Raw genomic sequence first — 25,422 nt, forward strand, 5'->3', positions numbered from 1 at the left:
GAAACTCTCCTTATGAGCTTCATTCACTTTTTGAAAATTAATCATATGAAAAAATATATTTTAGCCTTATCTGTATTAGCTCTTTCTTGTAAATCTACTACAGCCCCAGTTTCCGAATCTACTTCAACAGTAGTAAATTCAGCAGTAAAAAATATTACAAGTGCTTCTTCCGTAGAGAAGAATTTAACTTTTTTAGCTTCAGATAAATTAAATGGAAGAGAAGCTGGAACAGAGGGGATTAATACTGCGGCTGCATATATAGAAACGATTTTTAAGAATAACGGGGTTAAACCTTATTTTGAAAGCTACCATGATACATTAACAAATTACGATGAGCCAACTTATAATGTTGTTGGGATGGTTGAAGGAAATGATGCTGCATTGAAAGATGAATTTGTAGTTATTGGGGCACATTATGATCATATAGGTAATGGAAAAGCAGATGGAGATGATACTATTGCAAATGGAGCTAATGATAATGCTTCTGGAACAAGTGCTGTCATAGAGTTCGCTAAATATTTTGGAACTCATAAAACAAATAAGAGAAGTTTGCTTTTTGTGTTGTTTTCTGGTGAGGAGAAAGGGCTTTTAGGATCAAAGCATCTGGCTGCAAAATTAAAGGCTCAAAATTTTAATCTCTATACAATGTTGAATTTTGAGATGATAGGAGTACCTATGGAAAGAGAGGAGTTAACATATCTTACAGGTTATAAAGAAAGTAATATGGCCGAAGTTATGAATGGATATGCTGGAGAGAATGTAGTTGGTTTTTTACCAAAAGCAGGAGAATATAACCTTTTTAAGAGATCTGATAATTACCCTTTTTACAATGAGTTTAAAGTGCCAGCGCAAACTATTTGTACTTTCGACTTTGAAAACTATCCATATTATCACCATGTAAAAGATGAGGCTAGTGAAATGGATTTTAATCATATTGCAGAAGTTGTAAATACAATGACTCCTGTTTTAGAAAAGTTGGCAAATGCTCCAACCAAAGAAATTAAAATGAACTAGAACTAATAGTTTTATTTTATTTAAAAATATTAATAAGAAGAGAGATGAAGCACATAATAGTTACTGGAACAAGTAGAGGAATTGGATATGAATTGGTGCAGCTTTTGGCAAAACAGGGACATCAAGTTTTAGCACTTTCTCGTAACTGCGGACCAGTAAACAAATTAGAATTAGATAATGTAACTGCTTTTGATTGTGATATTTGTAATGAAAATAGCTTAGCGGAAGTTAAGAGATTTATAGAAAAGGAGTGGCAAAAGGTTGATGTGCTTATTAATAATGCTGGAAGTATAGTTAATAAGCCTTTTAGTAAGATAACAATGCAGGACTTTAGAGATGTTTACGATGTAAATGTTTTTGGTGTTGTTGGGTTAACACAACTTGTAATTCCTTTTATGTCTGAAAATGGTCATGTGGTTACTGTGAGTAGTATGGGTGGAGTTCAAGGAAGTATGAAGTTCCCCGGATTATCAGCTTATAGTTCCTCTAAAGGGGCTGTTATAACTTTAACAGAGTTGTTAGCGGAAGAATATAAAGAAAGCGGACCTTCATTTAATGTGTTGGCTTTAGGAGCTGTTCAGACGGAAATGTTGGAGGAGGCTTTCCCGGGGTATAAAGCTCCTACAACTCCAGAGGAAATGGCGGATTATATTGCAGAATTTTCTTTAAATGGACATAAGTTTTATAACGGTAAATTATTACAAGTTAGTAATAGTACTCCTTAAAGATAATTCTAGAAATGCGAGAGGTTCTTTCCAAATATATACCAGAAAATGCTGTAGCACCTTGTCTTGAGATGATAAAGTTAAATCATGTTCATTTAAAGATAGTAAATGAGCGGGTAACAAGGCATGGGGATTATAGGAGGATGCCAGATGGAAGTCATCAAATAACAGTGAATGCGAATTTAAATAAATATAGATTCCTTATCACATTAGTGCATGAAATAGCACATTTAATTGCTTTCACAAAATATGGTAGATCTATAAAACCTCACGGAGTAGAATGGAAACATACTTTTCAGCAATTAATGCTTCCATTTATTCGTCCAGAGGTGTTTCCTAGTTCGTTATTGCCTGTTTTAGCAAGGCATTTTAAAAACCCGAAAGCTAGTAGTGATACCGATGCATATCTTTCTGTGGCACTAAAAGAATTTGATCCTCAAAACGATAAAAATTATATATTTGAACTCCCAATAGGAAGCGTTTTTAGGATTCATAATGGGAAGGTATTTAAGAAAGGAAATAAAAGAGTAAAAAGGTATGAGTGTATTGAAGCCAATACAGGAAGAGTGTATCTTTTTCAACCAAATGCAGAGGTTGAGTTAATAAATGATTGATTGATGAATAAAAACAACTATGCGATATTGATGGCAGGGGGTATTGGCTCTCGTTTTTGGCCTGTTAGTACAGCCGAATTACCTAAGCAATTTCATGATATTCTGGGGACGGGAGAAACGCTCATTCAAAAGACTTTTAATAGGTTAAATAAAATTATACCTACAGAAAATATCTTTATTTTAACGAATGAAGAGTATGGTGATTTAGTGATGGAGCAACTGCCAAATGTAAATGAAGAGCAGATTGTTTTAGAACCTGCAATGAGGAATACAGCACCTTGCATTTTATATGCGTCACTAAAAATTAAAAAGAAGAATCCTAATGCATCATTAATAGTAGCACCAAGTGATCATTGGATTGAAGATGAAGCAAGCTTTATAAAAGATGTAGCGCTTTGTTTTGATACTTGTAAAGATAAGGATGTCCTTATTACCTTAGGTATTAAGCCAACTTTTCCGAATACAGGCTATGGTTATATTCATCATAAAAAAGATGCAGATGTCGCAATAAAAGAAGTAGTTCAGTTTTGTGAAAAACCAGATTATAAGACAGCAAAATCTTTTATAAAAAAGGGGAATTTTTTGTGGAATGCAGGAATTTTTATTTGGAATGTAAATAGTGTTATTAAAGCTTTTGAAAGGTATCAATCAGGGATGTTAAATCAGTTTTTAAGTGGTTTTTCTGACTTTAATACCGCTAATGAAAAGCAATTCATAGATGTAGCATATCCTGAAATGGAAAATATATCGATAGATTATGCTATTATGGAGCCATCGAAAAATATTTTTGTGTTGCCAGCATCATTTGACTGGAATGATTTAGGGACATGGGGAGCGCTTTATGATGAACTTCCTAAAGATGAAAATAAAAACGCTGTTGTAAAAGGAAAAGTGCTTTTAGAAAACAGTAAGGGAAATATAGTTCATACTTCAAAAGATAAAAAAGTAGTGATTGGAGGTCTTAAAAATTATATTGTAATTGATGAGAAAGATAAACTACTAATTTATCCGAAGAAGAAAGAGCAAGAGATAAAAGAGCTTCTTAAAAAAATGAATACCAAGTTTGGTAATATATAGTTTAAAAGATGGAAGAAAATAAAAAAAACGGCTTAGGGCAAGATAATATTACGCCAACCGATAATTCTAGTGAGGAAAAAATGAAGAAAGACTTCTCTGGGTTTATGGGGAGTTTAAAACAATTTTTTTCAGAGTTACTAGATATTAGAAGTAATACAGATCAAGAAGCTACTAAAGAGAGTATCATTAATGATATTCCTTTTAAAGGCCACACCTCTTGGATTTTAATTTGTTCAATTTTTATAGCATCGATAGGGTTAAATGCAAACTCTACAGCTGTTGTAATCGGAGCCATGTTAATATCGCCATTAATGGGTCCTATTCTTGGGATAGGAATGTCTTTGGCAATCAACGATATTGATACGTTAAGAAGGTCGTTGAAAAACTTTGCAGTAATGGTGGTCTTAAGTATTCTAACCGCTTTTCTGTTCTTTAAAATATTCCCTTTGCGTGATGAATCTTCTGAGCTTTTGGCTAGAACAGCACCAGATATTCGAGATGTATTAATAGCCTTTTTTGGTGGAACTGCCTTAGTTATAGCGAGAGCTAAAAAAGGGACAATAGCGAGTGTTATTTTTGGGGTTGCTATTGCTACAGCTTTAATGCCTCCTTTGTGTACAGTAGGTTTTGGGTTGGCAAAAGGTAATATGGACTATGCTTTAGGGGCCATGTACTTATTTCTTATAAATACCATTTTTATCGCTTTGGCAACATTTTTAGTATTGAAAATACTGAAGTTCCCAATGGTGAAATATGTAAACTCTAAGAAGAGAAAACGTATTGCACAAATAGCTTCTGTATTTGCTATTTTAGTGATGATTCCTGCAGGGAAAACATTTTATGATGTACTTCAAGAGTCAAATTTTAAAAATCAGGCAAATAAATTTATTGCTGAAGAGGTAAAGACATACAAGTTTGCTGGTGGCGGATTTCTACTAGATAAATATTCTACTGTTGAATATAATAAAGGGGTGAATCCGAAAATAGAATTAGTTTTTATGGGGGATGAAGCTATTCCTGAGAATATTGAAGAAACTTGGAAGATGCAAATGCAATCGTATTCTAAACTTAGAGGAACTGAGTTAGTTGTGATGGGTGGTGAGAAAAGCGATTCTGATGATAAATTTCAATATGTTAACGAGCTATATGAGGCTAAGAAACAAGAAATAGCGACTAAGGAAGAGAAAATACAAGTTTTAGAAAAAGAGATTCATCGTTTAAGTAGGTTTGCTTATAACGAAGTGCCTTTTGAAGATATTAGTAAGGAAGTTAAAATTAACTATAGTGATATTAGTGAGTTTGGTTTTGGAAATGAAATAAAAACAGACTTTGAAAAGATAGACACTGTTCCTATTTTTATTGTAAGATGGGATAAGAAATTATCTTCTAATAAAACGAAGGAAGAGTCAGAAAAGTTAACAAAGTGGCTTCGAGCAAGAATGAAAAATGAAAAAGTAGAGGTAAAGCATTTAGATTAATTACCCTGAAAATAAAAAAGAGGCTATCTAAAGTAATATATAGATAGCCTCTTTTTATGCGTTATAAAGAAGGTAATTATGCTACTTTCCCCATATTATCTGTAAGTGTATTGATGAAGTTTGTGATAGGGCCTTTTATCATCATTCCCATCATTGCGTTAAATTCACCTTCAAAAGTTAATTTAGCTTCACTTTTATCTTCTCCAACACTATCAATATCTGCAGTAAGTGTAAACGGTAATTTTTCACTTGCTGCTCCCAATACTATTTTGTTGTGTGGTTGCTTTTCTTTCATTTTTAAAACGATTTCTGGCATTCCTTTTAAAGCAAAAAGAAATTTATCGTCTTCTAAAACTTCAAATTTACTAATGCTTTCTGGCATTAATTTTTCAAAGTTTTTTACGTCTCCTAAAAAATTATATAATTCTTCAGCAGATTTGTTTACGGATTTTTTTTCTGTTTCTAACTTCATGATATTGTTATTTGTTCCAATTTCCAGGGTCTGTTCTCCAATCCTGAAGCGTCTTTAATTCTTTCTCATTGATGTAATTTGTATCTACTGCTTGTTGCAATAAATATTCATAATTACTCAATGTGTGTAAAGAAACATTACTTTCTTTAAAATTTTCTTCGGCAATATCAAAGCCATAAGAAAATATAGCGATCATTCCTTTTACTACGGCACCTTCTTCTTTTAGAGCTTTAACAGCGTTTAAACTACTCTTTCCTGTGCTAATTAGATCTTCTATAACCACTACGCTCTGTCCTTTGTCTAAGAAACCTTCAATTTGGTTTCCTCGACCATGTTTTTTAGGCTCAGGCCTAACATAAACAAAAGGAAGACTAAGCACTTCTGCAACAAGCATTCCTATTCCGATAGCTCCAGTAGCAACTCCAGCAATTACATCTGGCTTACCATAGAGTTCTTCAAGTTGCTTTGCCATATGCTCCCGAACGTAATTTCTAATAGGAGGAAAGGATAATACAATTCTGTTATCACAATAAATCGGAGACTTCCAACCAGAAGCCCATGTAAAAGGATTTTTTGGATTCAACTTTATTGCATTAATTTGCAATAAAAGTTCTGCTGTCTTTTTAGCGGTATCTTTATCTAAAACCATGATGCAAATGTATGAAGTTTTTGTAAATGAACATCGTATTATTTTAACTAACCGAATCGAAAAAGAAACGGATTTTAAATTATTCCTAATGGAAACTGTAGATATCGAAGATGTCATTAGTCAGTTAAACAAGGGGAAGATAAAATGCGCTCATATTTACTATGAAGACGAAAAGGTGTTATTGAAAAAATTTCTAAAAAAAATACCATTAGTAGTAGCTGCAGGAGGACTAGTTAAGAATAAAAAAGACGATATTCTATTTATTTTTAGGAATGGGAAATGGGATTTGCCAAAAGGTAAAGTAGATAAAGGAGAGACTATTGAAGATGCTGCTGTTCGAGAAGTAGAAGAGGAGACGGGAGTTAAAAAACTAAAAATAGATTCTTTTCTAAAAAAAACATACCATATCTTTAAAAGGAATGGGGTTTACAAACTCAAAGAAACACATTGGTTTTTAATGCATAGTAAATACAAAGGGGAACTCGTTCCTCAGTGTAAAGAAAATATTGAACTAGCAGAATGGCGTCCAGAGAAAGATCTTTCTGAACTTATGGAAAACTCCTATGAGAATATAAAAACCTTGTTTTAAAAAAGTTAAGCCAGTAAGGTAAATGAGTTAATTCCATCCAAAACTTTCAATTATTAGTGAATGAATTAAGTGCTATAATTGAAAGTATATTCTTGTCACAACGATTCATGTTAGGTATTTATACCCCAAACTTAAAACTCAACAACTCTATACACAGGGTATCTTAAATGTGCTTTTTCGTAGCTCGGAGATTTTTTATGAATCCAATCTAATTGCGCATACCAATTTTTACTAAATTCAGAATCATTAGATTTTTTTGCTTCAAACTCAGCTTTAATACTTGGATTGCTATTTAAGAACTCCAAAGCTTTATCTTCCCATACATAAGGAGAAAAACCTTCTTTTTGCTGAAGAATAGTATCGAAGAAATTCCAATTAAAAAAAGAATCTATTGCAGCTGGTTCGAGTGTTTCTATAATATATCGAATAGAAGTTTGTCTGGTTTTAACCAAATAATAATCTTCACGATTAATTGTTATAGCTTCATTGCTAGCATTCACAGAGGTGTTTTTATGTAAATAATGACCTTCATATGGACTTCCAACGGTAGAGAAATCAGCAATATGATATACTTCAAGATTCCATTTTTTTGTTTCCTCAATCTCTTCTAATTTTACATTATTCAGCTTTAATAGATTGACCACTTTAGCCCATGCTTTTGGTACCAAATATGCTTTAGGAATTTTAATGCTTTCTGAAGCTTTAAAGTGATTATAATAGGTAACTTCTTTAGTAAATGGTTTGTTTCGATTGTATTTTAAACGCTCTAATCCTGTAACCTCACTTACAATATGCTCCCCTTTAAAACCTTTAAAGTTTAATGTAGAATGTTTGTCTTTGTTAACCTCCCAGTTTACAACATAATTCTCTGCTGATAAAAAAGATTTGGCTGTAGCCTCGCGAACTTCTTTTATCTCTTTATAGTCTTTTTCAATAATAGAAATCATGCTTTTCATTAACTCATATGTTCCATACACTCTTTTTTTATAATCTTTAAGCATATGTGTTTCAACCATCATTCCTAATGTGTTCCATAAAGTAGTGTACCCTGTGGAATATCTTGGCGCATCATAAAATTGTGAAAATCCCTTTTCAGGAACTTCATTGAAAACATTTACATAAGGAGTAATATCATATTCTTTGTCTTTTAAAGAAGAAATCATTTCTGGCATTAGCTTATTATGTAAATATGTGCCAGCTTCTCCGCCAAGCTTATTATGTTGCGTGAAAAGATGGGTCAGGATATATTGATAATCAGCTCCATTACTTACATGATTATCTATAAAAACATCTGGTTGTAGGTAATGAAAGATTTCAGCAAAAGATTGTGCATTTTTAGTGTCATTCTTTATAAAATCTCTGTTGAGGTCATAATTTCTAGCGTTTCCTCTGAAACCATAAGATACAGGTCCGTTTTGATTTGTTCTAGAAGTACTATTTCTATTCAAAGAACCACCAATATTGTAAATAGGAATAGTGGCCAGTATGGTATGTTTAGGAATCTCAATTTTTCCTTGAGCAATATCTCGATATAGCATCATAGTGGCATCAATTCCATCTGGTTCCCCAGGATGAATTCCATTATTTATAAATAAAATCCTTTTGTCTTTTCTGACTTCTTTTAAGTTGAAATCCCCAGAAGGGTTTAAAAGAATAAGATGTAAATTCTTACCACTATCCGTTATTCCTTCCTCTATGATTTTTATTGAAGGGTAAGTTTTGGCTAACTCATTATAAAAAGAAATAGTTTCGTCATAAGTGGCAGTAGCTTCTCCTTTTGATTTTTCAAATTCTGTAGTAAAATCATTGTTTTGGGCATGAAGATATGCAGTAGAAATTATTATTGTTAGAATAATAAGTGCCTTTTTCATTGGGAGTAATTTTTATAATTTAAGGAGCAACAAAAATATAACAATATAGTAGAGCAATCTATTTGTCTAACTAAAAAAATGGAGTAGTTTTGCACCCTCTAAAAGTTAACTGCCTCATATGTAGGTTTGTGACTTAAATTTAAACCCTACTAAGAAGATATATTATTATGACCGAATTTATTAGGAAGATAGTTCCAAATGCAAAAGATGATGTTTTAGCAGGGATAACTGTTTCATTAGCAATGATTCCAGAGGTTGTTGCTTTTGCTTTCGTTGCGCAAATAGATCCTTTAGTGGCACTTTCCGGAGCATTTATTATAGGATTGATAACAGCAATTTTTGGTGGTCGACCAGGATTAATTTCTGGTGCTGCTGGAGCGGTAGCTGTTATTTTTGTAACGATGATTTCTGAGGGACATACAAAAGGGATGATGTTCGATGTTCCTGTTGAAAATATGGGGTATTATTATTTGCTTGCTGCCGTTGTGATGATGGGAGTTTTTCAGATAGTAGCTGGGGTTTTTAAATTAGGAAGATTCGTAAGGCTAATCCCACACCCTGTAATGATGGGGTTTGTAAACGGTTTAGCGATCGTTATTTTTATAGCGCAAGTAAAAATGTTTACTCATAAAAAGCTTGAGGTTACTGCAGAAGGTGTTAAAAAGTACATTAATGTTCCGATGGAAGGAACTGAGCTTTACACTATGATAGGGCTTGTTTTATTGACTATGGGAGTTATTTGGGCATTGCCTAAGCTTACTAAAAAGATTCCAGCATCGCTAACAGCAATTTTAGTAACTACTGCTATTGTTGTGTTTAGCGGAATGGAAGTAAGTACCGTTGGATCTTATATTATTGAAGGTGGAGGAACAGGACTAAAAGGAGAGTTGCCTACGCCAAATATGGAATTGTGGGAGAATTTACCTTTTAATTTAGATACGCTTAGTTTTATATTACCATATGCATTTCTAGCTGCTTGCGTTGGATTAATTGAGTCGCTTATGACGATGAATTTGGTAGATGAATTAACAGAAACTCGAGGAAATGGAAACCGTGAATGTATTGCTCAGGGAGCTGGTAATATGTTGAGTGGGCTTTTTGGAGGAACTGGAGGTTGTGGAATGATAGGTCAAACTGTAATTAATATTAATGCAGGAGGACGTGGACGACTTTCTGGTGTGATGATGGCATTAACATTATTAACCTTTATTTTGTTTACAGATAAACTTATTGAGCAGGTGCCAATTGCAGCGTTGGTAGGAGTAATGATTATGATGGTTATTGAAACGTTTGCTTGGTCTAGCTTTAGAATTATTAGAAAAATTCCTAAATCCGATGCTATTGTTTTAGTTATAGTTTCTGCTGTTACCGTTTTTTATGATTTGGCTATAGCTGTATTTGTTGGAGTTATAATTTCAGCTTTAGTTTTTGCATGGGAGAATGCTAAGAAAATTAGAGCGAGAAAGCGTTTTAAAGCTGATGGAACAAAAATATATGAAATTTGGGGACCTCTATTCTTTGGTTCTATCACAGCTTTTAATGAAAAGTTTGATATAAAAGCAGATCCTGAAAATGTAGAGATTGATTTTGTAGAATCTAGAGTGAGTGATCATTCTGCGATAGAAGCAATTTACAATATCGTTGAAAAATATGAAGCTGCAGGAAAAACAATTAAACTAAAACACTTAAGTGAAGATTGTAAAGCTTTATTGTATAAATCTTCGCCTAAGTTTAGAGAGGTAATTGTAGATGCAATAGACGATCCTAGATATCATCTGGCAGCTAATCCTGAGGAGTTTCCTAAGTCGTTGTCAGAGTACAAGCTTATTAAAGATTAGCTATAATTAGTGTCTTATATTTCGAGGGTTACTTCGGACAAAAAAATAGAAAACCTCGGAGCTTGCCTCCGAGGTTTTTTATTGCATCAAAATCGATTTACAATTCTGATTCTAATAAAAATGAGCTAGCTAAAGACTTAAGTTTCTCTTTTGTAACTGGTTTTATTAGGTGTTTTATGGTAAATAGATATTTTTGGTCATAGGTTTTTACCTTTTCGATGTCTTCTGGATTTATAGAAGAGGTAAGGATATAAATACATGTTTTTTTACTGATATCAAGTTTGCTAAAAGCATCAATAAATTCCCAACCATCAATAATTGGCATGTTTAAGTCTAATAGAATGAGCTCCGGAAAGAGAACGTTCTCGGGGTTATTATAATGTTTTAAAGCCTCTATTCCGTTGTTAAAAGAAATTACATTCTTAGTAATCTCAGTTACTTCGATGAGTTTTTTAACGCTGAAAATCGTAATCGGATCATCATCGATTAAACAAATTGCATTAATAGTTTTCATTGAAGTATATATTAAATTTAGTTCCCTTGTCAATTTCGCTTTCCACTTCAATTTTCCCTTTCATAGCGTCAATTTGGTTTTTGGTGATAAAAAGTCCAATCCCACGAGCATCACTATTTCCATGAAAAGTTTTGTACATTCCAAATAGTTTATGTCCGTGTTTCTCTAAATCTATCCCAACACCATTATCTTCAACGCTTAAAATTGTAAAACCTTTTACGCGTTTGCAATTAATTACAATTTTAGGGTATCTTTTTGGCGCTTTATACTTAATTGCATTAGTGAAGATATTCAATAAAATACTTTCTAAGTAAGCTTTTACGATATTTATATTTACATCTTCAGGAATATTATTTTCTACTTCTGTAAATGTTCCTTTTATAAGTTCGCTAATATTGGTAAATGCCTCTTCAACTTCGTCTCTAAGATTAACACGTTCCGTTTTGATGTTTAGGTTTGTATTAATCGCAATAATTTCATTCAGATTAGAGATGGTTTCTAGCATATTACTAGAAGCAGAATTAAGCATTTCGATAATTTCTATCTTCTTAAAAACATCTTCTTCTACTCCTAAAAGTTCAATTAACATGGAAAAATTTGAAGCGTGGGAACGTAGGTTGTGAGATACAATATGAGCGAAATTTAACAGCCTATTGTTTTGCTCACTTGCTACGTTAATCACTTCTAGGAGCTCTTCTTCTTTTTCTTTTATATGCCTTATGTCTTGAACTACAGACCAGATTAACTTCTGGTCATTAGAGTTTGTAATCAGAATTCTCGTAATTAGAGAAGGGATTAGTTCTGAGTTTTTATTAAGATAATTCCCTTCATATGGCCCATAAGATCCCTCTTCTAAGACGTGTTTTAGGGCTCGCAATTCTTTATTTTTTTCACTTTTTGGAATAACATCTTGATGAGTCATTTTTAAAAGCTCTTGAGAGTTATATCCCATGCTATTCTTAAAAGAATTATTCATATCTAAAAACTCCCCAGAAATAGCGTCGTTAAGAACAAGCCCTGTTGGAGATAATTCCAATAGTGTTTTATGGAGCTTTTCACTTTCTTTTAATTTCTTTCTGGCTTCTACCATTTCCTGAATAACTCTTCCTTCAGCAATAATAAAAGTCACCCTTTCTTTTTCATCAAAAACGGGTTTTAAAGAAAAATCTACATAGGTTGTTTTTTTGTCTTTATCTAAAACTTTAGCTTCATATCTTATAAATTCTCCTTTGGAAGCTTTCTTTATGCCTTTTCTAAGCTTTTTTTGCTCCTTTATAGAGCTTTGCCACCAATAAGTATCCCAAAAATATTTGTTTATAACATCTTCTGTTTCTAAGCCTCCAAAGTTTAAAGCAGGTTCATTTATATCTAAAAGTCTTCCTTTTAAATTTAGAAATCCAGTAAATTGAAATGTAGAATTAAATATACTTTTAAAAACCTGTTTGTTTTCTGCAAGCGCTCTTTTAGTACTCTTTATTTGTTTTTCATTAAGTGCTAATTGAAGAGCCGTATTTTTTTTACTACTGATGTCTTTAACAGTTCCATAAATCTTTGAAGAATTGCCGTTCACTGTCTCTACATCTCCACAAAATATAATCCATTTCTCTTCTTCATTAGCAGTGATTATTTGAAGCTCAACTTTAAAAGAAGTACCAAAACTAATTGCATTATTAATGGCTTCCATTGCACTTTCTATGTGAATGCCATCTTTAAAGAAGTTAAAAATAGTCTCTAAATGTGGTTGGTAATCAGGAGAAACTTCAAAAATATCTTTTGTAATCGGAGACCACTCCAAGTAATCTTCTTCAATATTAAAAGACCAAGTCCCGATTTTTGCAATTTTACTAGATTGCTCCAAGAAAGCCTTATTTTTTCTGTTCTCTATTTTAACTGAAATATCTTCTAGATAAAGAATGAAATTATCTTCTAAAGGTTGGATTTTATACTGAAAGTATATTTTATTTCCATCTTCAGTGATTAAATAATCTTCACCTTCAATATAAGGTGAGTTTTTATTGAATTTACTGATAACAGATGTTAGGGAAGTTGCATTTGCTGGAATATGCTCCTGAAATGAATTTATAGAATGATCTGTTAAGATTCCTAAAAAGGTATACCAAGCATCTGATGCAGAAATTAAGCAAAGGTTGTAGTCAAACAAAGCCATTGGGGACGGACAGAGTTTAACCATTAGTAGGTTGTTCATAAAAAGCGAGTGGTGGGTTATTTTTTACATTAGATCTATTTAGTTACACGAACAGTATCTGGCACCAAGCCTGTATAATCACCATTATTCCTAATAACATCTCTTACAATGGATGAAGAAATATAGCTTTTACCAGATGAGGTTAATAAGAATACAGTTTCAATTTCAGATAATTTTCGATTGGTATGGGCGATGGCTTTTTCAAACTCGAAATCTCCAGGATTACGAAGTCCTCTTAGGATAAATTGGGCGTCAATTTTTTTACAGAAATCGACTGTCAACCCTTCATAAGTCATCACTTTTATTTTTGGTTGGTCTTTAAAAGCTTCTTCTATAAACTGTTTCCTTTCTTCTAAAGAAAACATGTAGTTTTTTTCAGAATTAATTCCAATTGCAATAACTAGTTCATCAAATAGGGTGATCCCACGAGTAATAATATCGTAATGGCCTAAAGTTATAGGGTCGAAAGACCCAGGAAAAATTGCTCTTCGCATCCTGCTTTTTTTACAAATGGTGGTTTATAGAGTTGTAAATATAGCAAAATTGACTTTGCAACAAATTAATTTATGAAGTTTGATGGTTATTTTAAGAGCTATATGGAGGGTTTTGTCAATAAGCTTGTTGGAATGTTTTATGTAATTTCCAACAAGCTTACGTTGACAATATGATGATTTAATGTGAAGTGTTTATTTTTTGAAAGCTTCTTCAATAGCATTATCAAATAAATCGTTCAGAGATATTCCAGCTTTTGCAGCTTGTTGTGGTAAAATACTTTCTGCAGTCATTCCTGGAATTGTATTTACCTCTAAAAGGTAAGGTTCTCCACCTACAAATATATATTCACTTCTGCTGAAGCCTTTCATTTTTAATATTTCGTATACTTTTTTAGCAACTTCAGTAACTTTTTGTGTCATATCATCACTTATACGAGCGGGAGTGATTTCTTGAGATTTCCCTTGATATTTAGCTTCATAATCAAAGAAATCATTTTCAGAAACAATCTCTGTTATCGGTAAAACTGTAATTTCACCTTTATAAGTAATAACTCCAACAGATACCTCAGTACCATCTAAAAAAGATTCAATAATAATCTCATCATCTTCTTTAAAAGAAACTTCGATAGCAGGAAGTAGTTGTTCTTTTGTATTTACTTTGGAAATTCCGAAGCTAGAACCTGCTTTATTTGCTTTAACAAAACAAGGAAGGCCTACTTTTTCTATAATTTCCGATTCATTGATTTCTTGTCCTTTATTAATATAATAAGAAGTGGCGCACTTAATACCAAAAGGCTTTAAAGCAGCCAAACAATCTCTTTTATTAAAGGTGAGTCCAGCTTGGTACATAGGGCAAGAAGTATGAGGGATTTCGAGAAGTTCTAAGTAACCTTGTAAATATCCATCCTCTCCAGGAGTCCCATGAATGGCATTAAAAATGCAATCGAAAGTTACCTTTTCTCCGGAAACAGTAATACTAAAATCTCCTTTGTTGACAGGGATTTCTTCGTTATTTTCTGTAATATAAACCCATTTGTCTTTTAATAAATGGATCTTGTAAATATTATATTTTTCTTCATCTAAATGTTTACAAACAACATCACCACTTTTTAAGGATATTTGATACTCGGATGAATAACCACCCATAACCACACCTATATTTTTTTTCATGTGCCTACTTTTACTATTTTTAATGTTTTAAGAAACCGTCACCAATTAAATGTATCCAACTTTTGTATCTGTAAGATTTTTTTAAAAAGTAATCCGCTATTATATATTATAAGAGGGAATTAAACGTTATTCAAAAGTATTAATAATTTAATTTAAAATCGGATTAAAATAGTTTGTATCTAATTGTTAATAGAAATAAAAATAGGTGTCTAGTTTTTATATCTTTGCAGAATATTAAAAAACCATGAATTTTATAAAATTTATTACAAGTAAAGCTTTTTTAAAGCAAATAGGGTTTGCTATTCTAGCAGTTATTGTTTTGGTAATTGTAATCCTTCAGTATTTAAAAATAACAACCAATCACGGAGAATTTGTATTAGTACCAGATCTTTCTAAAAAGTCTCTTCGCGAGGTAGAGGAGATTGTAGATAATGCAAGTTTAAATTATGTAGTTTTAGACTCTACAAATTACAATCCTGATTACCCTAGATTTTCTGTTATAGAACAAGATCCACAGGCAAATCATCAAGTAAAAGAAGGACGTAAAATATATTTAACGATAAACCCTTCAGGATATAGAAAAGTAAGTGTTCCTAATGTTATTCAAGTAACAAAACGTAATGCAGAATCAATGCTTAAAGCTGTAGGTTTGAGTGTTGGTAAAGTTTCTTATATCAATGAGATTGGTAAAGATATGGTGTATTATGTACGTTATGAAGGGGAAAATATTTTGCCAGGTCATCAATTACCAAAAACTACAGAGGTAGAATTGGTTTGTGGAAATGGGAATAATGCCAAAGTAGTTGTAGAATAATTTGCAGTTGAAGAAATGATAGAAGAAGGTCGAGACGATATAAACCAAGATGATGAACTTTACGAGCATTATAATTTTCTAGCTGGAAAAGGACAAGAACCATTGCGTGTAGATAAATTTTTAATGAATTTCATTGAAAATGCTACTAGGAATAAAATTCAGCAAGCTGCTAAAAGCGGAAATATATATGTAAATGATGTAGCTGTAAAATCCAACCATAAGGTAAAAGCAAACGATGTGGTAAAAGTGCTTTTTGAGCATCCTCCACACGAATATTTATTAACTCCAGAAGATATCCCTTTGGATATTGTTTATGAAGATGAAACTTTATTGGTAGTTAATAAACCCGCAGGAATGGTTGTGCATCCTGGACATGGAAATTATTCGGGGACATTAATAAATGCATTGATATTTCATTTTGAGAACTTACCGATGAATAGCAATGAGCGCCCAGGATTGGTTCATAGAATTGATAAGGATACAAGTGGACTTTTGGTTGTAGCAAAAACTGAAGAAGCGTTGGCGCATCTCTCCAAGCAGTTTTTTAATAAAACGAGTGAGCGTGAGTATGTTGCTTTAGTTTGGGGAAATATAGAAGAAGAGGAAGGAACTGTAGATGGACATATTGGTCGTCATCCTAAAAATCGTTTACAGATGACGGTTTTCCCTGATGGCGATAATGGTAAAGAAGCCATAACTCATTTTAAAGTAATTGAGCGCTTTGGATACGTAACATTGGTTTCTTGTAAATTAGAGACTGGAAGAACGCATCAAATCCGTGTGCACATGAAATATATTGGGCATACATTGTTTAATGATGAACGTTACGGTGGCGAAAAAATATTAAAAGGGACAACATTTACAAAGTATAAACAGTTTGTAGATAATTGCTTTAAAATATTACCAAGACAAGCATTACATGCAAAAACGCTAGGTTTTGAGCATCCAGTAACTGGAAAGTTTATGAGTTTTGATACAGAAATTCCTGAAGATATGCAACAGTGTTTTGAGAAATGGAGACACTACGCTAAGCATCAAGAAATAGGAGAATAATAGATTTTTCTGATTTGTGCATAGAAAAGAACAAACAATAATCTCTTATTAAATTTCCTGTTAATTGTATCTTTATAATAGAAATAGAATTAGTAAAAAATAAGAGACGTGAAGATAGTTGTATCGCCAGCAAAGTCATTAGATTATAAAACAGAGTTACCTACTGATAAATATACTACACCTGATTTTTTAGCAGAAGCTGAAAAACTAAATGGGGTATTACAAAAAAAGACACCTAAGAATCTATCAGATTTAATGAGTATTTCTGATAAGTTAGCTGACTTAAATTGGCAACGAAATCAAGATTTTAAGACTCCGTTTACTCCTGAAAATGCACGTCCGGCGGTATATGCTTTTAATGGAGATGTTTACACAGGGCTAGATGTTTATAATCTTCCGAAGGAAAAAATAGATTCGTTACAAGATAAGCTTAGAATTTTAAGTGGATTATATGGGGTGCTTAAGCCTTTAGATTTAATGCAGCCATACCGCTTAGAAATGGGAACGAAATTAACTGTAGGTAAGAATAAGAATTTATATGAATTTTGGAAAAAGAAAGTAACTTCTAAACTTAATGATGAGCTTTCTGAAGATGAAATTTTCTTAAACTTAGCTAGTAACGAGTATTTCAGTGCTGTAGATGAAAAGGCATTAAAAGTTCCTGTTATTACTCCAGTTTTTAAAGATTGGAAAAATGACAAGCTAAAAATAATAAGCTTTTATGCAAAAAAGGCACGTGGCTCTATGGTTCGTTATATTGTAGATACTGATGCTAAAACTATTGAAGATTTAAAAGGATTTAATTACGATGGATATTCTTTTAGTGAAGAAGAGACTAAAAAGAAAAATGAATTAGTTTTTATCCGTTAGTAATAAAAATATAAATCAAAAAAATGCCTCCAAGTATATTTTGGAGGCATTTTTTTTTGATCATTTTTTAGTGTCTACACTTATTCTTTCTTCAACAGGGGCCTGTTTTTTTATTTTCTTACGACGCTTAACACCGTAACTTCCTCTGCTTATTTTTCCGCGTTTTGTTTTTTTATCTCCTTTTCCCATATCTTTTTCATTTAGTAATTCCATAAAGTTACTTAATTTGTTGCTCTAAATAAAATATATGTTTCTGCATACACATCCATATTCGCCATTTATACCCAAAAATGCAACTAAATTGATTGTAGGGACATTGCCTCCGCCAAGATTTTCGGTAAAAGAGTTTAAAGAGGGCGATGTAAATTTTTCCTATGGAAGTAGAGACGGTTATTTATGGCCTATTCTAGATCGAATTTTTAGCTTGAATCTTGCCTACAAAACAACTGAGGAAGCTATTCAGCAACGAAAACTATTTTTATCGGTCTATAGAATTGGGATTTGTGATATTGTAGCTTCTGCTGAAAGAGAAAATATCGATGCATCAGATTTAGGGATGACTAATATTAAATGTAGAGATTTGATTTTTTATTTAAATGAAAACCCATCTATTGAAACGATTTTATTTATGGGGGGAAATAGTAAAAATGGACCTGAATATCTTTTCAGAAGGCAGTTAAAAGAGAAAGGGATCGCATTAGAAACAATTTCTTCGGAAGTGCCTCGTGAATATCAATTTAAAATAGGAAGCCGAATCATAACAACCGTTTCGCTAACGGCTCCATCTGGAGCAGCAAATAGGGCAGTGGGAGCTATAGCAGAATATAAAGCACTAAAAAAGAAGCACCCTAATCTCAATACTATTGATTTTAGAGTGCTTCAGTATATTAATTACTTTGTTTAATTATTTGGAAGCCCAATAATCTAAAACCAATACATCTTCTAAATGTGGTTTAAGAATCGCTCCAAAAGCTTTATGGTCTTTGTGGTCAAGATAAATAGCTCTGTCTTGTTCATTTTTAAAGGTTAAGAAAAAGCAATGAGTGAACCCTTTGTTCAATCCTTCAGGGCTATTATTTAATCCCCATTCGTAACTTATTATTTCTTTAATTTTGGAAGGCAATGCTTTAAAAGCATTTTCAATGTTCTTCACATCTTCTTTCGTGGCATCCTCTTTAAACTTAAAAAGAACCACATGTCTTAGGAGACTGTCTTTTTCTATATTACTAATAGTTGATATATTGTTATAATCTCTTCCCATTGCTGATGCCGTATTAGTAATTCCGCATATTAGGAGAACAATAAGAAGTGTAATTATTTTTGTTTTCATAGATTTTTGATTTGTAGGGAAGGTATTAAAAATAAAGCGAGGTTGTATAAAATATGCAGTTTTCTATAAAAACGGCTTTTATACAACCTCGCAATGATTTACGTGGGGGATTTATTATTTCTGAGAAATTTTAGTAAGTACATTGACTACTAAAACACTCATTATTTTTTATTCTGCTGATCTTTGATGGTTTTCTCATCAATATCAAACTTATTAGTATTTATATTCCTATCTCCCGTTGGGTTTGTAGGATTTGTTTGTTCGTGTTTTCTTTTCCATTTTTTATCTTTGATAGTGCTCATAACTTTATGTTTTTTTGATTCACTTAAAGATACAAATCATATAAGGTAAAGGGTCTTAAAACAATTGTAAGTTATTGTTAACGGTTTAACATTTAACTACTTAGTGCATTGCCGATGCGTCAACTTTTCCCTTTCCTTTTTTAATCATCAATACAAAAGGCACACAAATTAAAAATAGAATTCCTAAATATAAAAAGATATCCATATACGATAATACGGTACTTTGTAAGGTGATACTTCCTTCCATTAATTGGTATGCTTTGTTTAATGATTCGTTTACACTAAAACCTTTCGACATAAACATTTGTTGATACGCTTTTAACCGCTCTTGAACTTCAAAATCTACTTTTGATAAGTTTGGTAATAAATCCACACGATGTTGCTGACTTAAACGTGCAACAAAAGTAGTTATGATTGCAATCCCAAAAGAACCACCTAGCTGTCTCATCATTCCAGTAAAGGCTGCACCTTCTCCAATATCTTTTCCTCTTAACGTAGATAGCGAAAGAGTGGTAATAGGTACAAATAGTAATCCTAATCCGAATCCACGTGCTACAAGTGGCCAGAACATATGTTCAGAACCTGTATCTGGAGTCATCATATTATACATCCAATAACTATAAATAAAGAATACAACAAAACCTATAGATGCAAGATATTTTTGTGGCACTCCACGTTCCAATAACTTACCTATAATAGGCATCATTAGTGCAGTTGTAACTGAACTAGGAACAAGTAATAAACCTGCATCGGTAGCTGTCCATCCTAAAATCGATTGTGTGTAAATCGGAATAATAAAAGTAGAACCATAAAGTCCGAAACCAAGAATAAAAGTTAGAATGGTACCAATTCTTAAGTTATAATCTTTTAAAACCCTAAGATTTACAATAGGATGTTCATATACGAGTTCTCTCCATATAAATAGTAATAACCCTAAAACAGATACGACACTAAGCGATACTATGGTTGTATTTGCAAACCAATCGTCTTGTTGACCATGTTCTAAAATAAACTGTAGAGACCCAATAAAAGCAGCTAGAAATATAATTCCCCACCAGTCTACTTGACTCGCTTTTAGTTTCTCCCCATACTTCGGACTCTTTATATAAATGATGGTTAAAAATGTTGCGATAATCCCAATAGGCACATTGATATAAAATATATAAGGCCACGAAAAATTATCTACTAGATATCCCCCTAAAGGAGGTCCTAATGTAGGTCCAACAATAACTCCCATTCCATAAATAGCTTGCGCCATTCCTCTTTTTGCAACAGGATATGTTTCTGTAATTATAGTTTGGGCAGTTACTAGCAATGCACCTCCACCCATACCTTGTATGAAACGGAAGGCTACTAATTCCCATAAATTAGTTGCATTTCCACATAAGAATGAAGCGATAGTAAATATCATAATAGAGGCTGCAAAATAATTACGTCTCCCAAATTGTTTTGATAACCAACTCGTCATCGGGATAATAATTACGTTTGCAATTGCATAGGCCGTAATAACCCAAGCAATATCTGTAAGAGAGGCACCTAAACTTCCTCTCATGTCGTTTAATGCAACGTTAACAATTGTAGTATCAATGATTTCAAGGAGGGCACAAAGAATAGCCGTAATGGTTATTATGACCCTAGTAAAACCATATTCTACTAAACTGTCTTCGTCTTGAACTTGAACTTGTGCTTCTGCCATAACTTATTTTAAATGAACATCTACCAAAACATTCATTCCTGAACGTAATTTTGCTAGTTTTTCTACGTCATTTTCTTTTGAGAAGTCGATTTTTACAGGAAGACGCTGTATTGTTTTTACAAAGTTTCCTGAAGCATTGTCTGGAGGTAATAAAGAAAATTTAGCTCCCGTTGCTGGAGAGAAAGCAGTAATTTCTGCATTAAACTCTTCCCCAGGGAAAGCATCTACCTCTATAGTTACCTTTTGACCGATACTCATTTTTTCTAATTGAGTTTCCTTGAAGTTTGCTACCACCCATTTATCGTTCGTATTCACAAGGTAAAATAGCGATTGCCCCGGTTGAACAAATTGTCCAGCCTGCAAATCAACATTAGATAATTGTCCGTCTATTGGAGCCGTAACATAAGTATAACTCATATTAAGTCTTGCAGCATCTAATTGTGCTTGTGCACTTTTTACATTTGCTTCTGCAACTGCAACTTGTTTTTCGGAGATTTCAGTTTGAGAAACAGCAGCTTTACGTTGACTATTACTAGCGTTTTGCTGACTCTTTAAAACTTCTAGTCTTTTTTCAGCTGATTGTTTTGCGGCAAGAGCTTCTTCATATTGTTGCTCTGTTATAGAATGATTTTTGAATAAATTCTCATAACGTTTAAAATCGTTTTCAGCTCGCCATAATGCAATCTTAGCATTTTCTATATTTCCTAAAGCAGAATTTACTTGGGCATTAGAAGTCGCTACATTAGCTTGATAAGAACCAATACTCGCCTTTGCAACGATAAGCTGACTTTCAGCACCAGCTAAAGCAGCTTTTGCTTGTTCTAACTGAACCATATAATCTTGATCGTTAATCGTAAAAAGAGTATCTCCTTTTTTTACTTTATCATTATCATCAACATATACTTTTTCAACATATCCGCCTACATGAGGTATAATCGGACTCATATTAGCTTCTATTTGCGCATCATCAGTTTCTTCATGAGAAAATGAATGAACGATTTTTATACCACCGTATATAATTCCAAGAATGATTAAAGCACCGATGATTATGGTAAATTTCTTATTTGTTTTTTTCTTTTGTTCCATTTTATTAATGATAGTAGATTATTGTATGTCTGTGTTAATTTGTCCTTGAGCGTTTAATAGCTTGTAATAGTTTTGGATGATATCCGCTTTAGCATATGCTAAGTTGATTTTTGCTTGAAGCTGATCTATATCTGCTTCTAATAAATCGTTAGTGTCTACCAAACCATTGTCGTACTTGTCTTTTACAATTCTGTAGTTTTCAATAGCTTGTTCCTCAGACTTTATGTAAACATCATATTTTCTGTTTGCAAGATTATAATTCTGATTAGCGTCTTCAATTTGAATCTTAATTTTGTCTTGAACCATATCTATAGTATGCTGTAGTTCTTCCGCCTGACTTTTAGCAACTTTTACGTCACTTTTAGCTTTAAAAATATCAGCTAGATTATAGGAAACACCAACACCAAAATTCATAGCATCGGTAATAGTAAGTGCATTTTTTATATCAAATGCAGCATAACCACTCATTAAAGCTACATCTGGATAGTATTTACTTTGCGCTATTTTGATATTGTTTTTTGCTGCTTCTTTTCTGTATTCTAAAGCTTTTAAATCACTTCTCTGAATGCTGTCATTTATTTCTGAACCAAGTGTAAGTTGAAAATTAGTGTCTTCAATATTAATCTTGGTATCTTCAGGCATTTTTAGCGTAGTTACAAGGCTATAGTTTAAAATCTTTTCATTCTTTTTAGCTTCCTCTAAACTAACTTCGATATTAGATTCCTGTAATTGTGCTTTCAATAAATCGTTTCTTGCAAGAAGACCATTTTCTTCCATTGCAGAAAAATCTTTTACTCGCTGTTGCGCACTTTTCAAATTCTCTTCAATAAGGCTAACAGTTTTATTAGCTTTATATAAATTCACGTAGGCATTTACCGTTTGTAGCGCTATATCTTCCTTTTCGCTTTTTGCATCTAAGGTTGCAGCCTCATAGTTGTTTTGACTTGCTTTTACTAAATTATTTAGTTCAAAACCTGTAAAAACAGGAACAGAAGCTGTTGCTTGTCCAAACATAATACTACTAATATCTGGCTCTGCAGCTCCAGTTTGTTGCCCACCAGTGTCAAATTGAATATCTGCGTTTACCTTGGTAAGATGTTGGTATTGCCCTGCAATTTTTAAATCTGGATAACGTTTGCTTTTAGCTACTTTTACTTCGTATTCAGCAGTATTTACTTTGGTGTCTGCAATTTTTGATTCATCGCTGTTTATAAGCGCTAACTTAATAGCTTCTTCCAATGAAAGTGAGGTCTCCTGAGCCTCCATACTTTTTATTCCAATGATGCCCAATAGGCATATTAAGATGATTTTAATTCTCATGTGTGAATAAGGCTTTTATTGTTTGTTTTATGTGGTTTGTAAGGGTTATATGTACGTAGTCGTCTAAAGAGTCGTTTGTGTTTAGTTGATGAATTTCCACGAAAAACCTTTTGTTGTAGTAGAAATTAAAATAGCTCCCCAAAACTGTAGGGACTACTAAAGGAACATTGATGTTTTTACTGAATACTCCAGCTTCTTGACCTTCGTTAACAAAGTTTTGGATGATACGGAAATTCTCTGTTTTCGATTTTATATAACTATCGAAATCTATTTGTCGTGTTTCATTAGAGTATTCAAAATGGATAATCTTATAGATGCGTCTATTCTTGTGGACTCTTCTTATTATCAAAGTAATTATCTCATCCAGTTTTTCTAGATAGTCTATATCTTTTGATAAAACTGATTCTAATTCAATACTAAAACTTGCCGTTTTATAACTTAATAGTGCTTCTAGGAGTTTTTCTTTTGACCCGAAGTAATAAGAGATCATCGCAATATTAATATCTGCCTCTTTTGAAATGGCTCTAATGGAAGTACCATCATATCCTTTTTCAGCAAACATCTTTTCTGAAACCTCAAGAATTTTTACTTGCTTATCGTTAAAATCCATGTTTTATAAATTAATGACGGTGCAAAGTTAAACATCTGTTTAAATTAAACAAACGTTTAATTTGTTGAAATTGATTTTAACATATATCGTTGTAGTTTGGATTTATTGATGCAAAAAAAGGGCTATTTTAAAAAGTAAGTTGAATCTAAAATTAGATTTTATAAATCTAATTATTAGATAGTTACTTTTTAAAATAGCCCTTAATGAACTATAGTAATCTTGAAAAACAATCTACAGTAATTTGTAGATGTTGAGGTAATTATATTAAGATTTTAATTATTTCTTAGTGTTTTAATGTTGCTGTTGTAAATAAAACCCTAAATAATTTACAATAAACGGTTACAGAATGATAATCGTTAATTTGGAAATCATCGGGGAGTTTATAAGATTGATTTCCAACATTTCCTTTTAAATTTCCTAAATCTAAATACGAATTTTCATCTGTAGCATTTTTATTAGTAGGTTCCTTATAAATCGAGAGCCAAAGTTTTAAATTTGGACCGTTGGTGGCGTTAAAATCTTTTAGTTGAAGATAAAAACCATCCTCTCTTTTTATAATTTCTGCAGTACCACTTCCTTTATGACGCTCGTCTGCATCTTTAAATTCTCCGCTAGCAATAATAGTAATATTATTATTCTCGGTTATTTCCTGGCTTGAAACTACTGGATCATTTACTTTATTGTCATATAAAATAGGACTTAAAGCATAAATAGCTACTCCAAGAAGTAGTGCACCAATAATTATAAGGAGATACATAAGACGTTTTTTTTTGGACATGAATTCTATACTTAAATAGTTTTAGTCGTTAAATATAGAAAATATACGCTTATGGTCTTATGTCTTTTACGAATTTATCTATTCCCTCAATACCTTTGTCTTTTATCATCTTTACAAAAGCCGAGCCTATAATAGCTCCTTTGGCGTATTTTGTAGCCGCGTTAAAGGTATCAGCGTTACTAATTCCAAATCCAACAATTTGTGGAGCTTTTAGTTTCATTGCGTCTATTCTTTGGAAATACGTATTCTGGACATCACCAAAGTTACTTTTAGCTCCTGTAACGCTTGCAGAACTCACCATATAAATAAATCCGTTTGATACTGAATCTATAAAATTAATACGCTCTTCGGAAGTTTGTGGAGTGATTAAGAATACATTGATAAGTCCATATTTTTCAAATATCTCTTGATATTGGTCATGGTATACATCTACAGGAAGATCTGGAATAATGAGTCCGTCGATACCAATTTCTGAACATTTTTTACAGAAAGCTTCCACACCATATTGCATCATTGGGTTAAAATACCCCATAATTATTAAAGGAATAGAAACTGTTTTTCTGATGTCTTTTAGCTGTTCAAAAAGCTTTACAGTTGTCATTCCATTTTTTAATGCTTGTGTAGAACTTTGCTGAATTGTAGGTCCGTCTGCAAGAGGATCTGAAAATGGGAGTCCAATTTCGAGCATATCTACGCCACTTTCTTCTAATTTTTCTATAATCGGAACGGTGTCTTCAAGATTAGGATAACCAGCAGTGAAATATATAGAAAGTAGTTTTCTATTTTCTTGTAATTTTTTATTTATGCGATTCATTTTGATACGTTGTTAATTGTTTTGCGTTAGGGATTGAA

General features: G+C 32.5%; 27 protein-coding genes. 11 read left to right on the top strand and 16 right to left on the bottom strand.

The genetic code is table 11. The features are described from left to right. Nucleotides 1-45 precede the first annotated feature (45 nt). Genes ACN0TY_RS15515 through ACN0TY_RS15535 form a run of 5 tightly spaced genes read left to right on the top strand, consistent with a single transcriptional unit; the run spans nucleotide 46 to nucleotide 4,908 of the window. On the top strand, nucleotides 46-1,014 hold the full coding sequence (locus ACN0TY_RS15515; RefSeq protein WP_417445198.1) for a M28 family metallopeptidase: 969 nt from the start codon (nucleotides 46-48) through the stop codon (nucleotides 1,012-1,014). 44 nt (nucleotides 1,015-1,058) lie between these two features. After that, a complete protein-coding gene (locus ACN0TY_RS15520) occupies nucleotides 1,059-1,739 on the top strand; it encodes an SDR family NAD(P)-dependent oxidoreductase (RefSeq protein WP_417445199.1) in 681 nt (226 codons plus the stop codon). 14 nt (nucleotides 1,740-1,753) lie between these two features. Next, a complete protein-coding gene (locus ACN0TY_RS15525) occupies nucleotides 1,754-2,353 on the top strand; it encodes a SprT-like domain-containing protein (protein ID WP_417445200.1) in 600 nt (199 codons plus the stop codon). Between the two features lie 3 nt (nucleotides 2,354-2,356). After that, the gene (locus ACN0TY_RS15530; RefSeq protein ID WP_417445201.1) at nucleotides 2,357-3,430 is read left to right on the top strand and encodes a mannose-1-phosphate guanylyltransferase; all 1,074 of its coding nucleotides are present in this window, start codon (nucleotides 2,357-2,359) and stop codon (nucleotides 3,428-3,430) included. A gap of 8 nt (nucleotides 3,431-3,438) precedes the next feature. Next, on the top strand, nucleotides 3,439-4,908 hold the full coding sequence (locus ACN0TY_RS15535; RefSeq protein ID WP_236960081.1) for a DUF389 domain-containing protein: 1,470 nt from the start codon (nucleotides 3,439-3,441) through the stop codon (nucleotides 4,906-4,908). Nucleotides 4,909-4,984: 76 nt separating this feature from the next. Here the strand turns inward: ACN0TY_RS15535 and ACN0TY_RS15540 are convergent, their stop codons facing one another. Both ACN0TY_RS15540 and pyrE read right to left on the bottom strand, forming a co-directional pair. After that, nucleotides 4,985-5,380, bottom strand: coding sequence for an SRPBCC family protein (locus ACN0TY_RS15540; RefSeq protein WP_236960078.1), 396 nt, complete (start codon nucleotides 5,378-5,380; stop codon nucleotides 4,985-4,987). Nucleotides 5,381-5,387: 7 nt separating this feature from the next. After that, nucleotides 5,388-6,029 carry an orotate phosphoribosyltransferase gene (pyrE, locus tag ACN0TY_RS15545; protein WP_236960077.1) on the bottom strand — a complete coding sequence of 214 codons (642 nt, stop codon included), beginning with the start codon at nucleotides 6,027-6,029 and terminating at the stop codon, nucleotides 5,388-5,390. Between the two features lie 7 nt (nucleotides 6,030-6,036). Between pyrE and ACN0TY_RS15550 the strand changes: the two genes are divergently transcribed. Next, nucleotides 6,037-6,618, top strand: a complete 582-nt coding sequence (locus tag ACN0TY_RS15550) for an NUDIX hydrolase (RefSeq protein WP_417445202.1) — start codon at nucleotides 6,037-6,039, stop codon at nucleotides 6,616-6,618. 131 nt (nucleotides 6,619-6,749) lie between these two features. Here the strand turns inward: ACN0TY_RS15550 and ACN0TY_RS15555 are convergent, their stop codons facing one another. Next, complete coding sequence (locus ACN0TY_RS15555; RefSeq protein WP_417445203.1) at nucleotides 6,750-8,489, bottom strand: M14 family metallopeptidase; 1,740 nt, start codon at nucleotides 8,487-8,489, stop codon at nucleotides 6,750-6,752. A gap of 167 nt (nucleotides 8,490-8,656) precedes the next feature. Here ACN0TY_RS15555 and ACN0TY_RS15560 point away from each other — a divergent pair, with 167 nt between their 5' ends. After that, entirely contained in the window at nucleotides 8,657-10,327 is a 1,671-nt protein-coding gene (locus ACN0TY_RS15560; RefSeq protein ID WP_236960073.1) for a SulP family inorganic anion transporter, read from the top strand. Between the two features lie 97 nt (nucleotides 10,328-10,424). On the opposite strand, the gene ACN0TY_RS15565 is transcribed toward ACN0TY_RS15560, so the two are convergent. The 4 genes from ACN0TY_RS15565 to ACN0TY_RS15580 form a co-directional block, all read right to left on the bottom strand. Continuing rightward, on the bottom strand, nucleotides 10,425-10,841 hold the full coding sequence (locus tag ACN0TY_RS15565; protein WP_417445204.1) for a response regulator: 417 nt from the start codon (nucleotides 10,839-10,841) through the stop codon (nucleotides 10,425-10,427). Next, nucleotides 10,828-13,047, bottom strand: coding sequence for a PAS domain S-box protein (locus tag ACN0TY_RS15570; RefSeq protein WP_417445205.1), 2,220 nt, complete (start codon nucleotides 13,045-13,047; stop codon nucleotides 10,828-10,830). Before ACN0TY_RS15570 ends, ACN0TY_RS15565 begins: the two co-directional genes overlap by 14 nt. A 35-nt stretch (nucleotides 13,048-13,082) precedes the next feature. Beyond that, nucleotides 13,083-13,541 carry a pantetheine-phosphate adenylyltransferase gene (coaD, locus tag ACN0TY_RS15575; RefSeq protein ID WP_236960070.1) on the bottom strand — a complete coding sequence of 153 codons (459 nt, stop codon included), beginning with the start codon at nucleotides 13,539-13,541 and terminating at the stop codon, nucleotides 13,083-13,085. Nucleotides 13,542-13,733: 192 nt separating this feature from the next. Beyond that, a complete protein-coding gene (locus ACN0TY_RS15580; RefSeq protein WP_417445206.1) occupies nucleotides 13,734-14,711 on the bottom strand; it encodes a D-alanine--D-alanine ligase in 978 nt (325 codons plus the stop codon). A 244-nt stretch (nucleotides 14,712-14,955) separates the two neighbouring features. Between ACN0TY_RS15580 and ACN0TY_RS15585 the strand changes: the two genes are divergently transcribed. The 3 genes from ACN0TY_RS15585 to yaaA all read left to right on the top strand — a co-directional run bounded on the left by ACN0TY_RS15585 (nucleotide 14,956) and on the right by yaaA (nucleotide 17,448). Then, a complete protein-coding gene (locus ACN0TY_RS15585) occupies nucleotides 14,956-15,525 on the top strand; it encodes a PASTA domain-containing protein (RefSeq protein ID WP_236960068.1) in 570 nt (189 codons plus the stop codon). A 15-nt stretch (nucleotides 15,526-15,540) separates the two neighbouring features. After that, on the top strand, nucleotides 15,541-16,578 hold the full coding sequence (locus tag ACN0TY_RS15590; protein WP_417445207.1) for an RluA family pseudouridine synthase: 1,038 nt from the start codon (nucleotides 15,541-15,543) through the stop codon (nucleotides 16,576-16,578). 108 nt (nucleotides 16,579-16,686) lie between these two features. After that, a complete protein-coding gene (yaaA, locus tag ACN0TY_RS15595) occupies nucleotides 16,687-17,448 on the top strand; it encodes a peroxide stress protein YaaA (protein ID WP_417445208.1) in 762 nt (253 codons plus the stop codon). Between the two features lie 60 nt (nucleotides 17,449-17,508). Here yaaA and ACN0TY_RS15600 read toward each other — a convergent pair whose 3' ends face one another. After that, nucleotides 17,509-17,637, bottom strand: a complete 129-nt coding sequence (locus tag ACN0TY_RS15600) for a 30S ribosomal protein THX (RefSeq protein WP_236960172.1) — start codon at nucleotides 17,635-17,637, stop codon at nucleotides 17,509-17,511. Nucleotides 17,638-17,695: 58 nt separating this feature from the next. Here ACN0TY_RS15600 and ACN0TY_RS15605 point away from each other — a divergent pair, with 58 nt between their 5' ends. Further along, the gene (locus ACN0TY_RS15605; protein WP_417445209.1) at nucleotides 17,696-18,352 is read left to right on the top strand and encodes a uracil-DNA glycosylase family protein; all 657 of its coding nucleotides are present in this window, start codon (nucleotides 17,696-17,698) and stop codon (nucleotides 18,350-18,352) included. Here the strand turns inward: ACN0TY_RS15605 and ACN0TY_RS15610 are convergent, their stop codons facing one another. The 8 genes from ACN0TY_RS15610 to trpA all read right to left on the bottom strand — a co-directional run bounded on the left by ACN0TY_RS15610 (nucleotide 18,353) and on the right by trpA (nucleotide 25,384). Next, nucleotides 18,353-18,778: a Dabb family protein gene (locus tag ACN0TY_RS15610; RefSeq protein WP_417445210.1), complete on the bottom strand. Its 426-nt coding sequence runs from the start codon at nucleotides 18,776-18,778 to the stop codon at nucleotides 18,353-18,355. A 161-nt stretch (nucleotides 18,779-18,939) separates the two neighbouring features. Then, on the bottom strand, nucleotides 18,940-19,080 hold the full coding sequence (locus ACN0TY_RS15615; protein ID WP_236960063.1) for a hypothetical protein: 141 nt from the start codon (nucleotides 19,078-19,080) through the stop codon (nucleotides 18,940-18,942). 100 nt (nucleotides 19,081-19,180) lie between these two features. After that, complete coding sequence (locus ACN0TY_RS15620; protein ID WP_236960062.1) at nucleotides 19,181-20,776, bottom strand: DHA2 family efflux MFS transporter permease subunit; 1,596 nt, start codon at nucleotides 20,774-20,776, stop codon at nucleotides 19,181-19,183. A gap of 3 nt (nucleotides 20,777-20,779) precedes the next feature. After that, nucleotides 20,780-21,862, bottom strand: coding sequence for an HlyD family secretion protein (locus ACN0TY_RS15625; protein WP_417445211.1), 1,083 nt, complete (start codon nucleotides 21,860-21,862; stop codon nucleotides 20,780-20,782). 18 nt (nucleotides 21,863-21,880) lie between these two features. After that, nucleotides 21,881-23,182: a TolC family protein gene (locus ACN0TY_RS15630; protein WP_236960060.1), complete on the bottom strand. Its 1,302-nt coding sequence runs from the start codon at nucleotides 23,180-23,182 to the stop codon at nucleotides 21,881-21,883. After that, the gene (locus ACN0TY_RS15635) at nucleotides 23,172-23,792 is read right to left on the bottom strand and encodes a TetR family transcriptional regulator (protein ID WP_236960059.1); all 621 of its coding nucleotides are present in this window, start codon (nucleotides 23,790-23,792) and stop codon (nucleotides 23,172-23,174) included. The genes ACN0TY_RS15630 and ACN0TY_RS15635 overlap by 11 nt, the downstream gene beginning before the upstream one ends. Nucleotides 23,793-24,075: 283 nt before the next feature. Next, complete coding sequence (locus ACN0TY_RS15640) at nucleotides 24,076-24,570, bottom strand: DM13 domain-containing protein (protein ID WP_417445212.1); 495 nt, start codon at nucleotides 24,568-24,570, stop codon at nucleotides 24,076-24,078. A gap of 49 nt (nucleotides 24,571-24,619) precedes the next feature. Further along, entirely contained in the window at nucleotides 24,620-25,384 is a 765-nt protein-coding gene (gene trpA, locus ACN0TY_RS15645) for a tryptophan synthase subunit alpha (RefSeq protein WP_417445213.1), read from the bottom strand. Nucleotides 25,385-25,422 lie beyond the last annotated feature (38 nt).

This window comes from Joostella sp., from assembly GCF_048266025.1.
GTDB classification, from domain to species: Bacteria; Bacteroidota; Bacteroidia; order Flavobacteriales; family Flavobacteriaceae; genus Galbibacter; species Galbibacter atrarenae.

Coding starts and splice junctions, on each gene's coding strand:
- ACN0TY_RS15515 (WP_417445198.1), top strand. CDS start 46: ATGAAAAAATATATTTTAGCCTTATCTGTATTAGCTCTTTCTTGTAAA.
- ACN0TY_RS15520 (WP_417445199.1), top strand. CDS start 1,059: ATGAAGCACATAATAGTTACTGGAACAAGTAGAGGAATTGGATATGAA.
- ACN0TY_RS15525 (WP_417445200.1), top strand. CDS start 1,754: ATGCGAGAGGTTCTTTCCAAATATATACCAGAAAATGCTGTAGCACCT.
- ACN0TY_RS15530 (WP_417445201.1), top strand. CDS start 2,357: ATGAATAAAAACAACTATGCGATATTGATGGCAGGGGGTATTGGCTCT.
- ACN0TY_RS15535 (WP_236960081.1), top strand. CDS start 3,439: ATGGAAGAAAATAAAAAAAACGGCTTAGGGCAAGATAATATTACGCCA.
- ACN0TY_RS15540 (WP_236960078.1), bottom strand. CDS start 5,380: ATGAAGTTAGAAACAGAAAAAAAATCCGTAAACAAATCTGCTGAAGAA.
- pyrE (WP_236960077.1), bottom strand. CDS start 6,029: ATGGTTTTAGATAAAGATACCGCTAAAAAGACAGCAGAACTTTTATTG.
- ACN0TY_RS15550 (WP_417445202.1), top strand. CDS start 6,037: ATGTATGAAGTTTTTGTAAATGAACATCGTATTATTTTAACTAACCGA.
- ACN0TY_RS15555 (WP_417445203.1), bottom strand. CDS start 8,489: ATGAAAAAGGCACTTATTATTCTAACAATAATAATTTCTACTGCATAT.
- ACN0TY_RS15560 (WP_236960073.1), top strand. CDS start 8,657: ATGACCGAATTTATTAGGAAGATAGTTCCAAATGCAAAAGATGATGTT.
- ACN0TY_RS15565 (WP_417445204.1), bottom strand. CDS start 10,841: ATGAAAACTATTAATGCAATTTGTTTAATCGATGATGATCCGATTACG.
- ACN0TY_RS15570 (WP_417445205.1), bottom strand. CDS start 13,047: ATGAACAACCTACTAATGGTTAAACTCTGTCCGTCCCCAATGGCTTTG.
- coaD (WP_236960070.1), bottom strand. CDS start 13,541: ATGCGAAGAGCAATTTTTCCTGGGTCTTTCGACCCTATAACTTTAGGC.
- ACN0TY_RS15580 (WP_417445206.1), bottom strand. CDS start 14,711: ATGAAAAAAAATATAGGTGTGGTTATGGGTGGTTATTCATCCGAGTAT.
- ACN0TY_RS15585 (WP_236960068.1), top strand. CDS start 14,956: ATGAATTTTATAAAATTTATTACAAGTAAAGCTTTTTTAAAGCAAATA.
- ACN0TY_RS15590 (WP_417445207.1), top strand. CDS start 15,541: ATGATAGAAGAAGGTCGAGACGATATAAACCAAGATGATGAACTTTAC.
- ACN0TY_RS15600 (WP_236960172.1), bottom strand. CDS start 17,637: ATGGGAAAAGGAGATAAAAAAACAAAACGCGGAAAAATAAGCAGAGGA.
- ACN0TY_RS15605 (WP_417445209.1), top strand. CDS start 17,696: ATGTTTCTGCATACACATCCATATTCGCCATTTATACCCAAAAATGCA.
- ACN0TY_RS15610 (WP_417445210.1), bottom strand. CDS start 18,778: ATGAAAACAAAAATAATTACACTTCTTATTGTTCTCCTAATATGCGGA.
- ACN0TY_RS15615 (WP_236960063.1), bottom strand. CDS start 19,080: ATGAGCACTATCAAAGATAAAAAATGGAAAAGAAAACACGAACAAACA.
- ACN0TY_RS15620 (WP_236960062.1), bottom strand. CDS start 20,776: ATGGCAGAAGCACAAGTTCAAGTTCAAGACGAAGACAGTTTAGTAGAA.
- ACN0TY_RS15625 (WP_417445211.1), bottom strand. CDS start 21,862: ATGGAACAAAAGAAAAAAACAAATAAGAAATTTACCATAATCATCGGT.
- ACN0TY_RS15630 (WP_236960060.1), bottom strand. CDS start 23,182: ATGAGAATTAAAATCATCTTAATATGCCTATTGGGCATCATTGGAATA.
- ACN0TY_RS15635 (WP_236960059.1), bottom strand. CDS start 23,792: ATGGATTTTAACGATAAGCAAGTAAAAATTCTTGAGGTTTCAGAAAAG.
- ACN0TY_RS15640 (WP_417445212.1), bottom strand. CDS start 24,570: ATGTCCAAAAAAAAACGTCTTATGTATCTCCTTATAATTATTGGTGCA.
- trpA (WP_417445213.1), bottom strand. CDS start 25,384: ATGAATCGCATAAATAAAAAATTACAAGAAAATAGAAAACTACTTTCT.